This window comes from Acinetobacter sp. CIP 102637, assembly GCF_000368425.1.
GTDB lineage: Bacteria > Pseudomonadota > Gammaproteobacteria > Pseudomonadales > Moraxellaceae > Acinetobacter > Acinetobacter parvus.
In genome coordinates, this window is sequence record NZ_KB849435.1 from 1 (window position 1) to 15,223 (window position 15,223).

1 protein-coding gene, 2 tRNA genes and 3 rRNA genes are annotated in these 15,223 nt (G+C 42.3%); all 6 read left to right on the top strand.

Features of this window, described 5'->3' with window-relative positions:
• A 16S ribosomal RNA gene (locus tag F967_RS03230) occupies nt 1-894 on the top strand; the annotation flags it as partial.
• A 177-nt stretch (nt 895-1,071) separates the two neighbouring features.
• Nucleotides 1,072-1,148, top strand: a tRNA-Ile gene (locus F967_RS03235).
• 71 nt (nt 1,149-1,219) lie between these two features.
• A tRNA-Ala gene (locus F967_RS03240) sits at nt 1,220-1,295 on the top strand.
• Nucleotides 1,296-1,746: 451 nt separating this feature from the next.
• Nucleotides 1,747-4,639 (top strand): 23S ribosomal RNA (locus F967_RS03245).
• A gap of 195 nt (nt 4,640-4,834) precedes the next feature.
• Nucleotides 4,835-4,949, top strand: a 5S ribosomal RNA gene (rrf, locus tag F967_RS03250).
• Nucleotides 4,950-5,260: 311 nt separating this feature from the next.
• Entirely contained in the window at nt 5,261-15,199 is a 9,939-nt protein-coding gene (locus F967_RS03255; RefSeq protein WP_004798181.1) for a hypothetical protein, read from the top strand.
• The last annotated feature ends 24 nt before the right edge of the window (nt 15,200-15,223 follow it).

Genomic DNA, 15,223 nt, shown 5'->3' on the forward strand with positions numbered 1-15,223 from the left:
AGCTAGAGTATGGGAGAGGATGGTAGAATTCCAGGTGTAGCGGTGAAATGCGTAGAGATCTGGAGGAATACCGATGGCGAAGGCAGCCATCTGGCCTAATACTGACGCTGAGGTACGAAAGCATGGGGAGCAAACAGGATTAGATACCCTGGTAGTCCATGCCGTAAACGATGTCTACTAGCCGTTGGGGCCTTTGAGGCTTTAGTGGCGCAGCTAACGCGATAAGTAGACCGCCTGGGGAGTACGGTCGCAAGACTAAAACTCAAATGAATTGACGGGGGCCCGCACAAGCGGTGGAGCATGTGGTTTAATTCGATGCAACGCGAAGAACCTTACCTGGCCTTGACATAGTAGAAACTTTCCAGAGATGGATTGGTGCCTTCGGGAATCTACATACAGGTGCTGCATGGCTGTCGTCAGCTCGTGTCGTGAGATGTTGGGTTAAGTCCCGCAACGAGCGCAACCCTTTTCCTTACTTGCCAGCATTTCGGATGGGAACTTTAAGGATACTGCCAGTGACAAACTGGAGGAAGGCGGGGACGACGTCAAGTCATCATGGCCCTTACGGCCAGGGCTACACACGTGCTACAATGGTCGGTACAAAGGGTTGCTACCTAGCGATAGGATGCTAATCTCAAAAAGCCGATCGTAGTCCGGATTGGAGTCTGCAACTCGACTCCATGAAGTCGGAATCGCTAGTAATCGCGGATCAGAATGCCGCGGTGAATACGTTCCCGGGCCTTGTACACACCGCCCGTCACACCATGGGAGTTTGTTGCACCAGAAGTAGGTAGTCTAACCTTAGGGAGGACGCTTACCACGGTGTGGCCGATGACTGGGGTGAAGTCGTAACAAGGTAGCCGTAGGGGAACCTGCGGCTGGATCACCTCCTTAACGAAAGATTGACGATCGGTAAGAATCCACAACAAGTTGTTCTTCGAGATATATCGAATGAAAGATAGAAAAAGTATTGTTTCTCTTTTTTAATTTTAGAGATAAGTCGTGCACTACGCGCTGCGCTTGTCTTGCGAAATAAAAGAAGAGATCAACGATCTCTTCTTTTATTTCTCAGGGTCTGTAGCTCAGTTGGTTAGAGCACACGCTTGATAAGCGTGGGGTCACAAGTTCAAGTCTTGTCAGACCCACCACTACTGACGAAGTGATGAATAATCACAAGCTACTAGATGAGAAGATATATCGTTCATTATGATTGTAAGCTGGGGACTTAGCTTAGTTGGTAGAGCGCCTGCTTTGCACGCAGGAGGTCAGGAGTTCGACTCTCCTAGTCTCCACCAGAGCTTCGATCAGCAAAGCAACGCTTTGCCGAAGCGCAAGACAAGCAGCTATGCTGCGCGTAGTATCTGATCTAATATGGTAGTGAAAGATATTTTTAAATTATAGAACTTAATAAATAAGGTGAATCAAGAGATTGATTTAGATTTATTAACTTCTGTGATTTATCACAGTTTACTGCAAGCTGACGAGGCTGTAGTTAATCATTAACAGATTAGAAAATTGAGTCTGAAATAAATTGTTCACTCATTCAATAACAAAGCAAGAAGAATTAATTCTTTAAGCTGAGTTGTTAGAAATGAGAACTAGCAAAAACACTGAATCAAGCGTTTTGGTATATGAATTTAGATTGAAGCTGTATGGTGATTAAATTCACAGACAACAAACCAGTAGCAATTAAGTTTGCAACGATAACACTCACTTGTATGTGTTAACGACTGTTTGGGGTTGTATAGTCAAGTAATTAAGTGCATGTGGTGGATGCCTTGGCAGTCAGAGGCGAAGAAAGACGTGATAGCCTGCGAAAAGCTCCGGGGAGGCGGCAAATATCCTGTGATCCGGAGATATCTGAATGGGGGAACCCACTTACCATAAGGTAGGTATTGCAACATGAATACATAGTGTTGCAAGGCGAACGAGGGGAAGTGAAACATCTCAGTACCCTTAGGAAAAGAAATCAATTGAGATTCCCTTAGTAGCGGCGAGCGAACGGGGAGTAGCCCATTAAGTTATGTGTGTTTTAGTGGAACGCTCTGGGAAGTGCGAACGTAGAGGGTGATATTCCCGTACACGAAAGGGCACACATAATGATGACGAGTAGGGCGAGGCACGTGAAACCTTGTCTGAATATGGGGGGACCATCCTCCAAGGCTAAATACTCCTGACTGACCGATAGTGAACCAGTACCGTGAGGGAAAGGCGAAAAGAACCCCTGTGAGGGGAGTGAAATAGATCCTGAAACCGCATGCATACAAGCAGTGGGAGCCGACATGTTCGGTGACTGCGTACCTTTTGTATAATGGGTCAGCGACTTATATTCAGTAGCGAGGTTAACCGAATAGGGGAGCCGTAGAGAAATCGAGTCTTAATAGGGCGTTTAGTTGCTGGGTATAGACCCGAAACCAGGCGATCTATCCATGAGCAGGTTGAAGGTTGGGTAACACTAACTGGAGGACCGAACCCACTGTCGTTGAAAAGCCAGGGGATGACTTGTGGATAGGGGTGAAAGGCTAATCAAGCCTGGTGATAGCTGGTTCTCCCCGAAAGCTATTTAGGTAGCGCCTCGGACGAATACCATTGGGGGTAGAGCACTGTTTCGGCTAGGGGGTCATCCCGACTTACCAAACCGATGCAAACTCCGAATACCAATGAGTACTATCCGGGAGACAGACTGCGGGTGCTAACGTCCGTAGTCAAGAGGAAAACAATCCAGACCGCCAGCTAAGGCCCCAAAATCATAGTTAAGTGGGAAACGATGTGGGAAGGCATAGACAGCTAGGAGGTTGGCTTAGAAGCAGCCACCCTTTAAAGAAAGCGTAATAGCTCACTAGTCGAGTCGGCCTGCGCGGAAGATGTAACGGGGCTAAAACTATGTGCCGAAGCTGCGGATGTAACTTTTAAGTTACGTGGTAGGGGAGCGTTCTGTAAGCCGATGAAGGTGTATTGAGAAGTCTGCTGGAGGTATCAGAAGTGCGAATGCTGACGTGAGTAACGACAAAACGGGTGAAAAACCCGTTCGCTGAAAGACCAAGGGTTCCAGTCCAACGTTAATCGGGGCTGGGTGAGTCGACCCCTAAGGCGAGGCCGAGAGGCGTAGTCGATGGGAAATTGGTTAATATTCCAATACTTCTGTGTAATGCGATGAGAGGACGGAGAAGGTTAAGTCAGCCTGGCGTTGGTTGTCCAGGTGGAAGACAGTAGGCATGTATCTTAGGCAAATCCGGGGTACTCTATGCTGAGAGTCGATAGCAAGCTGTACTTGTACAGTGAAGTGGCTGATACCATGCTTCCAGGAAAAGTCTCTAAGCTTCAGTTACACAGGAATCGTACCCGAAACCGACACAGGTGGTCAGGTCGAGTAGACCAAAGCGCTTGAGAGAACTCTGCTGAAGGAACTAGGCAAAATGGTACCGTAACTTCGGGAGAAGGTACGCTGCTGACGGTGATGGGACTTGCTCCCTGAGCGGTTGGCAGCCGCAGAAACCAGGCCGCTGCAACTGTTTATTAAAAACATAGCACTCTGCAAACACGAAAGTGGACGTATAGGGTGTGATGCCTGCCCGGTGCTGGAAGGTTAATTGATGGGGTTAGCGTAAGCGAAGCTCTTGATCGAAGCCCCAGTAAACGGCGGCCGTAACTATAACGGTCCTAAGGTAGCGAAATTCCTTGTCGGGTAAGTTCCGACCTGCACGAATGGCATAATGATGGCGGCGCTGTCTCCAGCAGAGGCTCAGTGAAATCGAAATCGCTGTGAAGATGCAGTGTACCCGCGGCTAGACGGAAAGACCCCGTGAACCTTTACTGCAGCTTGACATTGAACTTTGACCTTACTTGTGTAGGATAGGTGGGAGGCTTTGAAGTTGGAACGCTAGTTCCAATGGAGCCGTCCTTGAAATACCACCCTGGTAATGTTGAGGTTCTAACTCTGCCCCGTAATCCGGGGCGAGGACCATGTCTGGTGGGTAGTTTGACTGGGGCGGTCTCCTCCTAAAGAGTAACGGAGGAGTACGAAGGTGCGCTCAGCGTGGTCGGAAATCACGCGTAGAGTATAAAGGCAAAAGCGCGCTTAACTGCGAGACCCACAAGTCGAGCAGGTACGAAAGTAGGTCTTAGTGATCCGGTGGTTCTGTATGGAAGGGCCATCGCTCAACGGATAAAAGGTACTCTGGGGATAACAGGCTGATACCGCCCAAGAGTTCATATCGACGGCGGTGTTTGGCACCTCGATGTCGGCTCATCTCATCCTGGGGCTGAAGCAGGTCCCAAGGGTATGGCTGTTCGCCATTTAAAGAGGTACGCGAGCTGGGTTTAGAACGTCGTGAGACAGTTCGGTCCCTATCTACCGTGGGCGCTGGAAATTTGAGAGGATCTGCTCCTAGTACGAGAGGACCAGAGTGGACGAACCTCTGGTGTACCGGTTGTGACGCCAGTCGCATCGCCGGGTAGCTATGTTCGGAAGGGATAACCGCTGAAAGCATCTAAGCGGGAAGCCTACCTCAAGATAAGATTTCCCTAGGAATTTATTCCTCTAAAGAGCCGTTCGAGACCAGGACGTTGATAGGTTGGGTGTGGAAGCACGGTGACGTGTGAAGCTGACCAATACTAATTGCTCGTGAGGCTTGACTATACAACACCCAAACAGTTGTTGTATTCAAGATAAGTTCAATACATAACTTGATTTAGTGTAAAAACTAGTTAAAATGCTGAACACAAAGTTAGACTCAATATCTAATCCGTTAATAACTCTTTGGTTCGTAAGTAAGGCAGACATGAAGTGAAAACACAACATGATCAATAAGACCCCAAAACACCACAACAGTTTGCTGGCGACAATAGCAAGAGTGAACCACCTGATCCCTTCCCGAACTCAGAAGTGAAACCTCTTCGCGCTGATGGTAGTGTGGCGTTTGCCATGTGAGAGTAAGTCATCGCCAGCTTTTAAATACTAAACCTCCCAACCAATGTTGGGAGGTTTTTTATTTCTATTTTAACTCAAGTATTTATCTCAAAATCAAGTAGGAATGAGAATTATAAAATCACAGTTTCCTTGTCTTGGTATTTATTGAACAATATTTTTGCATTATAAGTAACAAAAAAATTTAAATATTTTTTTGCCAAATAGTTCACTTTTTTGACGATAAAAGTGGTATTACGAATTGATAAAATATATTATTTCGAGTAAATTTTTGTACAAAAGTCTTAATTCTATTGTAAGACTATTATATTAAATAAGATGGATATTACTGATATGGCATATTTGAAAAATTTAAAGAAAATTGGGGTAAATACTACGGTATTAACAACTTCCCTTGCTCTTGCTGCCTGTGGTGGTGGTGGTGGGTATTATGGGGATACAAACTCTAATACAAACACAAATAATCCTAATGATTCAGGCACTGTAAAAGAAGTTGCAGGAGTTACAATTCAATTAAGTAAAAGTACTTTAAAAGCTACAGGAGATACCGTTGAAATTATTGCAAAAGCAGTAGACAAAGACGGTGGAGGGGTTTCAGGAAAAGAAATTAATTTAAATATTAAAGATAGTGCTACTAATGGAGCTACAAGTGATGCTTCTACAAAAACAACAGGTGATGATGGTACAGTTAAATTTACAGTTACCCTTGATGGTTCAAATAAAGCGCTGACGGAGTTACTATTTACCACTACAATTGTGGGTACAAAAATTCAAAATCAAAGTAAAGCAACGGTTACAGGTGCTGGAACAGTTGTTCAGAGTCAATATGAACTAAAGTTTGATGATATTACACCTTTACAAGTATCTGGTAGTGAAGGGGCTGTACGTGTTCGTGTGTTAGACAATAATGGTGGTGGTGTTCCAAATGAGAATGTATCGCTTACGGTAAAAGATTTTAAGAATAATAATGTAACAATTAAAGGTGCCTCTAGTGCAGTAACTGATAATGAAGGCTATGTTGTATTCACTCTAGTACTACCAAAAGGTAAAGAAGCTGATCGAGCAGCATTAATTGCATCAGGTATTGCACTTGAAGCGACTTTGACAGAACAATCTGGAGCTATTAAAACCCAAATTTCTACAGCTCAAGTCATTTCAGTTAAGAATACAATGAGCAGTTTGACATTGTCTACCTCAGCAAATAATAAGATAGATGCGATTGGTGGTACAATTAACGTAGAGGTTATTGCAAAAAACCCTGAGGGCTTGGTTGTTGCAGGTAAGGATATTACTTTAAAGCTGGATGATGCAGCCGTTGAATATGGAGCAAAATTAGCGAATGCCACTGTAAAAACAGATGAAAATGGTAAGGCTATTTTTACAATTAAAACTGAAGCAAATAGTTTAAATCCAACTGGTCAATTGTTGGTGAATAATGGGATCAATATTACAGCAACTTCAGCGGATGGTACTGTTTCATCTCAGGTCAGTAAGATAACCGTTGTTTCTGTAGCAACGGAAGATGTATCTTATTTGATGGCGATTGGTTCAAATACAATTGATGTCGATAATGGTGAAGCAACTGTTACAGTCACTGCTAAAGATGCAAAAGGTGGAACTGTTGCAAATAAACAAATTAATTTAACTGTGCCAAACAGTCAAAATAATGGGCTGACGATTACAAATGGTTCTAAAATAACAACTGATGCAAATGGTCAGGCGGCTTTTACTTTAAAATTCAATAAGGCTAGTGTTTCTGCTAATGAACTGAATAATTTACTTGCAAATGGTGTAACTGTTGTTGCAAGTTATAACACCGTTAATAGTAATACATTAACCCAAACCACCCGAATTAATTTTACTAATAAAAATGCAGTATTGGAAAAAGATGTACAACGTATAGAGTTGACTCCAACGAAAGGTGTTGTTTCAGCAAAAAATGATACTGTTCAGGTGAAAGTACGTGCTATCAGTGCTGATGGTAGTTTTGTTGCAAATAAATCAATCACACTTGGTTTAGCTCCAGCGGTTACCGAGAATGGTGTATCAGTCGGTGGTGATAAAGCAGTAGTTAAACAAACAGATGCTAGTGGTTATGCAATATTTACTTTAAATGTAGATGCCTTTAATCAGCAATCTATTGATAATTTAGTAAAATCAGGTATTGCAGTTGCTGTGAGTACGACGCTGGCAGATGGTTCAACTGTTAAGCAAAACACACAAATTATGGTCGAGGCCGCACCATTACAAGCGGTTGATGTGAGTTATTTAAGTATTAATCCAAATTCAATGATTAATGTAAAAGGCGGGCAGACAACAGTTACCGTTCGAGCTGTCGATCAAAATGGTGGTGTACTTACAGATCAGGATATTACACTAAATATTGATCAGGCTCAGGCTTATGGCTTAACAATTAAAAATGGTTCTAAAGCGAAAACTAATGCTCAAGGTGAGGCAGCTTTCATTGTTGAATATGATGGCCGTACTTTAGATTCTGCTGTATTAAATGAGCTTAAGACAAAAGGGGTTTTACTTACTGCAAAATATCAACCAACAACTGGCGCTGCAATCACTCAAACTTCCTATGTGCGTTATTATGAGCAAAGTGATAATGTTGAGGTAAAACAACTTGCTATTTCTTTAGGTAAAGGCGTTGTGGTTGCTTCAAATGATATGTTTGAAGTTTCAGTCAAAGCGATTGATGAGAATGGTCAGCCAATTAATGGACGTAAAATTAATTTAACGCTTTCTGATGTGGCAAAAAATAATGGAGTAAAACTTGTTAAACCAACAGAACTCACTGTTAATGGTGAGGCGAAGTTTACAGTACAGTTGGCTGCGCCTAATACAGATGCAGTAAAGGCTTTAGTCGATGCTGGCTTGTTAGTTACTGCATCTGTAGATAATACAAATGTTTCGCAAACAGCAAAAGTCATGGTTGTGGCTTCAAATCAGGGAACTGTTGATGTTGCTTATTTAGCGATTGAGCAACTTGATGCAATTAATGTTGCCAACAATGCTGAAAGAATAGTGACAGTTAAGGCGTATAATAGTAGTGGTATTGCGCTTACGAATAAAGATATTGCATTAAGCTTATCGCAATCGAAAGGAATTCGTATTAAGGAAGGGGCTGTACTGACCACAAATGCTGCTGGTGAAGTGAAATTTACAGTAGTGTATGAGCCAACAAATCTTTCCAAGGTAGATCAAGCAAAATTATTACAAGATGGTTTAGTGATTGACGCGAAGTATGGAAATAGTGTTTCACAAACAGTTAAGTTGACTTATTTTGAAACAGAAGTAAATATTCAGCGCATGGATTTGGTTGTTGACCAACCTGTCTTGGTTGTGAAAGCTGGGGTTGCGCAAACTGTCAAAGCAACTGGAACGCTAAAAGATGATGCTGGAAATGTGATTCAGAACCGTCAAGTCACTGTGGCAATTAATCCAGAAGCCTTGCAAAATGGCGTGAGTATTAATGGCGCAATAGGTGGTTCAATGACTGTGGTGACCAATGCAAGTGGTCAATTTACAGTTGATTTAACGGTTCAACCCAAAGATGGTAATGCAGTTGCTGCGTTAATTGCTTCAGGTCTTGGCATTGGTGCATCTGCTTTACAAGCGGATGGCAGTAATATTGTTCAAAGTACTAAGGTTAGTATTTTGTCTCAGGCAGCTTTAAATGAAGTCAGTTATTTAACCACGGACAGTGATAATACGATTTCGACAACAGGCGGTTCAACCAAGATTACAGTTAAAGCATTCAGTGCGAATGGAATAGCTTTAAGTGGTAAAGCAGTTAAATTGAACCTGAATAATGTACCAGCAGGTTTGAAAATTCAGGCTGATGCAGCTACTAAAACCACAGGTGCAGATGGTACAGCACAGTTTGTCGTGACTTATATTGCGCCAACAAGTTTAACGGCTGATCAGATCAAAGGTTTATTGGCAGGCGTTCAAGCAGCTGCTACTTATACATCTGATGCAGGTACAAATGTTACTCAAAGTACCATGTTACAATTTGCTGTTGATCAGATGAATATCCAGCGTATGGACTTGGTGGTTGATAAATCAGCCTTGGTTGTGAATACCACAGCGGCACAAACCGTTAAAACCACAGTCACCTTGAAAGATCGCGATGGTCAGGCCATTAAAAACCGTCAAGTGACCTTGGCCCTGAATGCAGAAGCTGTCCAAAATGGCGTGAGCTTCGCTGCTGCTGCTGGTGGTTTAATTGCGGTTTCAACTGATGCAAATGGTCAAGCGATTATTGATTTAAATGTCAAACCAACAACTCAAGCGGCAGTGGATGCTCTGGTTGCATCAGGAATTGGTATTGGCGCATCAGCCATTCAGGCGGATGGCAGTGGTACCATCACCCAAAATATTAAAGTCAATATTTTATCTGCGGCCACACAAGGTGAAGTTGCATATTTGACTAGTGATAGTGACCGTACAATTGCCACAACAGGCGGAACGTCAACCATTACCGTTAAAGCTTTTAATAGTGATGGCACAGCCTTAGGCGGTAAAACAGTTAAATTGAACCTAAACAATGTCCCAGCAGGTCTGGATGTTAAGGTTGATGCCGCAACGAAAACAACGGCTGCGGATGGTACAGCTCAGTTTAACGTGACCTATACGGCACCAACAGTTTTAACACCTGAACAGATCAAGGCATTATTAGCAGGCATTCAAGCCCTTGCAACGTATACCAATAGTGCAGGCAAGAATACTACTCAGAGTACTATGCTACAGTTCTATGCTGATCAAGTGAATATTCAGCGTATGGACTTGGTGGTTGAAAAAGGCTTGGCTTTAGTCGTAAACACTACGACATCACAGGAGTTATTAACAACCGTCACCTTAAAAGATAAAGATGGTAATCTGATTAAAAACCGTCAAGTGACAGTATCACTGGATGATCTAGGTACAGATAACAACATCCTATTTACAAGTGTGAATTTTAAAGGCGTGATTGGTGGTTCAACTGTTGTTTCAACAGATGCCAATGGTCAGGCAGTGGTGACACTGGAAGTTCATCCAGATACTCAGAAAGCAGTTGATGCGCTTGTTGCCTCGGGGATCGGTATCCGTGCTGCGGCAGTACAAGGTGATGGTTCAGGCACAGTGACGCAAAGCTTAAAAATCAATGTGTTATCTGAGGCATCTCAAAATGAAGTGGGTTATTTAACCTCTGAGAGTAATAACACGATTGCCACAACAGGTGGTTCATCGATTATTACGGTGAAAGCCTTTAGTGCAGACAATAAAGCACTGAGTGGTAAAGCGGTTAAATTAAGCCTGAATAATGTACCAGCAGGTGTCAATATTCAAGTTGATCAAGCCAGCCAAACAACAGATGCAACAGGTAGTGCTAAATTTAATGTGACTTATAATGCCTCTACCAGTTTAACCCCTGAACAGATCAAGGCGTTGCTGGCTGGTATTCAGGCAAGTGCAACCTACACGACTAGCGCAAATAAGGCAATTACACAAAATACCGTCATCCAGTTCTATGCGGATCAAGTCAATATTCAACGTATGGACTTGGTGGTTGATAAATCAGCTTTAGTGATGAATACCACAGCGGCACAAACCGTTAAAACCACAGTCACCTTGAAAGATCGCGATGGTCAGGCCATTAAAAACCGTCAAGTGACCTTGGCCCTGAATGCAGAAGCTGTCCAAAATGGCGTGAGCTTCGCTGCTGCTGCTGGTGGTTTAATTGCGGTTTCAACTGATGCAAATGGTCAAGCGGAAATTATTTTAAGTATCAATCCAACCTCTCAAGCGGCAGTGGATGCTCTGGTTGCATCAGGAATTGGTATTGGTGCATCAGCCATTCAGGCAGATGGCAGTGGTACCATCACCCAAAATGTTAAAGTCAATATTTTGTCAGAAGCATCTCAAAATGAAGTGGCGTCCCTAATTACTGAAAGTAACAATGCGATTGGTACCGCAGGTGGTACATCAACAATTACTGTTAAAACATTGAATAGTGATGGTAAGGCACTAGGTGGTAAAGCGGTTAAGTTAAGTCTGAATAACGTGCCAGTTGGTTTGGATGTTAAAGTTGATACTGCAACTCAAACAACTGCTCTGGATGGTACAGCACAGTTTATCGTGACTTATACTGCACCAACTAATTTAACAGCTGAACAGATCAAGGCATTGCTGGCTGGTATTCAAGCCAATGCGGTCTATACCACCAGCACCAACAAAAATATCACACAGAGCACCATGTTGCAGTTCTACGTTGATCAGGCAAATATCCAGCGTATGGACTTGGTGGTTGATAAATCAGCCTTGGTTGTGAATACCACAGCGGCACAAACCGTTAAAACCACAGTCACCTTGAAAGATCGCGATGGTCAGGCCATTAAAAACCGTCAAGTGACCTTGGCCCTGAATGCAGAAGCTGTCCAAAATGGCGTGAGCTTCGCAGGTGCGACAGGTGGCCTTGTTGTAGTTTCAACGAATGCCAACGGTCAGGCGATTATTGATTTAAATGTCAATCCAACAACTGAAAATGCAGTGAATGCCTTAATGGCATCGGGAATTGGTATCACTGCTTCCGCAGTACAATCTGATGGTAGTGGGACAGTTACACAAAATACCAAAGTAAGCATTAGCTCTGAAGCAGTTGGTTATATGACTGTGAACAGTTCTGGACTGATTGCGACAACTGGCGGTACTTCAACCATTATCGTTAAAGCGTTTAATAGTACAGGTACAGCTTTAAGTGGTAAAACGATTCAGTTAGGCCTTAATAATGTGCCAACAGGTTTAGATATTAAACTTGATATGGCAAGCAAACCAACAAATGGCAATGGTGAAGCAACATTTACGGTGACTTATAATGCAGCAAAAGTTTTAACACCTGAACAGATCCAGGGCTTATTGTCAGGCGTTCAAGTGATTGCAACGTATACCAATCATATGGGTATTAATACAACACAAAACACGACGCAACAATTTGCGATTGATCAAGTCAATATTCAACGTATGGATTTGGTCGTTGAAAAACCTAGCTTGGTAATGGATACCAGCACACCTCAAACAGTTTTGACCACAGTCACCTTAAAAGACAAAGATGGTAATTTGATTAAAAACCGTCAAGTGACTTTAGCGATTGATAACTGGAGTGTTGATAATAACGTCATTAAAAATAGTGTTAATTTTAAAGGTGTTATTGGTGGATCAACTGTTGTTGAAACCAATGCGAATGGTCAGGCAATCGCTGTCCTGGAAGTAAAAACTACGACAAAAGAAGCGGTAGATGCTTTAGTGGCATCAGGTATTGGTATTAGTGCATTAGCGATTCAAGGTGACGGCACAGGTAGTGTAACGCAAAAGACACAAATTACGGTGAGTTCTGCGGCAACATTATCAGAATTAAGTTATTTGACCTTAGACAATGTAACTGGTGCAATTAAAACAACAGGTAGTAATACTGCAACTCTTACAGTAAAAGCCTTTAATAGCAAGAGTAAAGTGCTTGCAGGTAAGCTGGTTAAATTAGTTTTAAGTAATGTTCCAGCAGGTTTGACAATTAATGTTAGCCCAGCTCAAACAACTGGCACTGACGGTTCAGCAAGCTTTACGATCACTTATACAGCTCCAGCAAATTTAAGTGCTGAACAAATTAAAGGCTTATTGGCGGGTGTTCAAGCAAGAGCAATCTACACCACTGATGCAGGTACAACGGTAACACAAACAACCGTATTGCAGTTTGTGACGGATGATTTGGAAGCAGCTAAGGATGCACAGCGTTTGGAATTAATTACTTCCAAAGGTATTGTCACTGCTGATAATGATACTTTTACATTTACAGCAAAAGTTTTTGATAAAGATGGTAATCCGCTTCAAAATAAACAGGTTGGTTTTGGTTTAAATGCCGCAGCGACTGCAAATGGTGTAACCTTTGTGGGTGGTGCAAGTAAAAAGACAGATGTAAATGGCAATGCAACCTTTACAGTAAACGTAAAAGCTGGCAATGATCAAATGATTGAAAATTTGGTTGCTAATGGTATTACACTTGCTGCATCTGTTGTACAGGCTGATGGTTCTGTACTGAGTCAAACCATTCAGGTGATGGTGAAAGCCCCAGTTGCAAAAGATGTTGTAGCATTAACCACAACATTGTCAGAGCCAGTAATTTCAGTTTTAGGTGGTACAAGCATTTTAGCTGTTAAGGCTGAAGATGCGAATGGCAATCCTTTAGCAAATAAAGAAATTGATTTTGGTTTGGCAGGAGGTTTAAGTTCACGAGTCAAAGTGGATAAGACTAGCGCGACAACCAATGCGAATGGTATCGCTTATTTTACTGTGACAGTCGAGAATGGTGATAGTATTGATCAACTATTGGTTGAAAAAGGTATTACCTATGCTGTTTCAACCTATAATAATAACAGTACGACGCAGCCTGTTGTTACACAAGTTGGTAGAGTGAATGTTTCTGTGCCAACAGAAGCGATGAATTTAACAATGGATAAAACCAAAGCTGATTTATTGGCAAGTGGCGATACTTCTGAAGTATTTGCTAAATTAGTTGATAATACTGCGGCTGGTGTTAAGAATTATCCTGTTACTTTCACTGTTGTTGATTCTGCATTAAATGGTGTCACGATTAATGGTCAGGCAACATCTGTTGTTACAACAGATGCGAGTGGTAATGCAAAAGTCGCGCTGAAATTAACTAAAATTACTGGCAAACAATATACGGACTTATTGGCAAATGGTGTTACTGTTCGTGCTTCAATTACTTTACCAAATGGGGTTGTTCGTACCCAAACAGTTCACTTTAATGTGAATGAAGCCAGCAGTAATTACCATCTTGTATTTAGTAATGTCAGTAAGTCAGCCATGGATGTGAATGGTGATCGTTCAATTGTGACGGTGACGTTGTTGGATCGAGCTAATCAACCTGTACGCAATCAGGAAGTCATACTTGCCGCAAATAATGCAGGTGGATTAATTATTGGTAATCCTGGTTCTAGTAGTCCAGTCAATACAAGTGGTGAACCACTTGCAGTCAAAACGGATTCAAATGGTAATGCTTTCTTCTCTGTTGCAATTGATGAAACAACGGTTGATAAACAGTTGTTGCTTGCAAGTGGTATTGAGTTAACAGCAACGAATACGGATGAAATTGGTGGAAAAGCTACCCAGATCTATCGTATTGCAACAGTTGATAATTCAGGTACACCAACAGTACAACCTGCTCGATATTCTTTACGTATTGCAGCAAAACCAACCATGAGTGTACGTGATGACACAGCAGATGTTACTGTGACTTTACTTGATACGAATGGTGGTGGTGTTTCTGGAAAATATATTACGCTAGGTCTTACTGATTTTGCTCGCAATGGTGCTGTTATTGTTGGTGCTTCAGGTTTAACCACTGATGCGAATGGTCAGGCTGTGTTTAAAATCAAGGTAGATGAAAATGCACGCCGAAATTATACAGCTACCGAATTCGTTAATGATGATTTGCATTTGACAGCACGCTTTAATGAAACAGGCTATGCCGATGCCACACAAATCTCAATGATTGATATCGTACAGGCTGCAGTACAAGCACCTGTTGCTTCAATTGTAATTGGTGTCAATCCAACAGAAGTCGCATCTTCAAGTGATGGAGTTTATTACACCAAGAATATGTCTGTGAGTGTGGTTGATTTTGATGGTAAGCCATTAGCTAATCAAGTCGTCACTTTAGATTCTACACCACTGACGTATATCAAAGGACGGAACTTATGGGCATTGGCTCCGAAAGCTGGTTCTGATCCAGCAGAGAAATGGGTGTTTGGTAATCAAGAGTATTATAATTTGTCAGCTCCTAATATTTATCTGGATGCTAATGGTAGACCAATGAATAACAATGGTACACCAAGTGATTTAACGGATGATTATATGGCAAGTACTACAACCAACAGTATACATGCTTGTGTGGCAAGCCCAGCAGGTACGGCTGTGGGAGCGAATAATACGCCTGTGAAAGTGGTGACGTTTGTGAGCCAGTCTGGTGCTGAGCAAAATACATTTACCACTGATGCTAATGGTAAGTTTGACTTTGCCATGCGTTATCCAAAAATCTATGCACAGTGGTTAACAGTGCAGGTAGGAGCATCAGCAACTGTTGCATCATTACCAAATCGTACGACTTATAGTTTAGGTCTAGCTTCACTAGCAAGTGATTATTCTAGTGATGGTACATATTCACCAAATGAAGTTAGTCCTTATGGTACATCATTCACTTGTCCATAATGCCTGAATGAAAAAAATGGAAGC

What these genes read in the sequence shown, in the direction of transcription:
- F967_RS03255 (WP_004798181.1), top strand. Translation starts at nt 5,261, where the DNA reads ATGGCATATTTGAAAAATTTAAAGAAAATTGGGGTAAATACTACGGTA.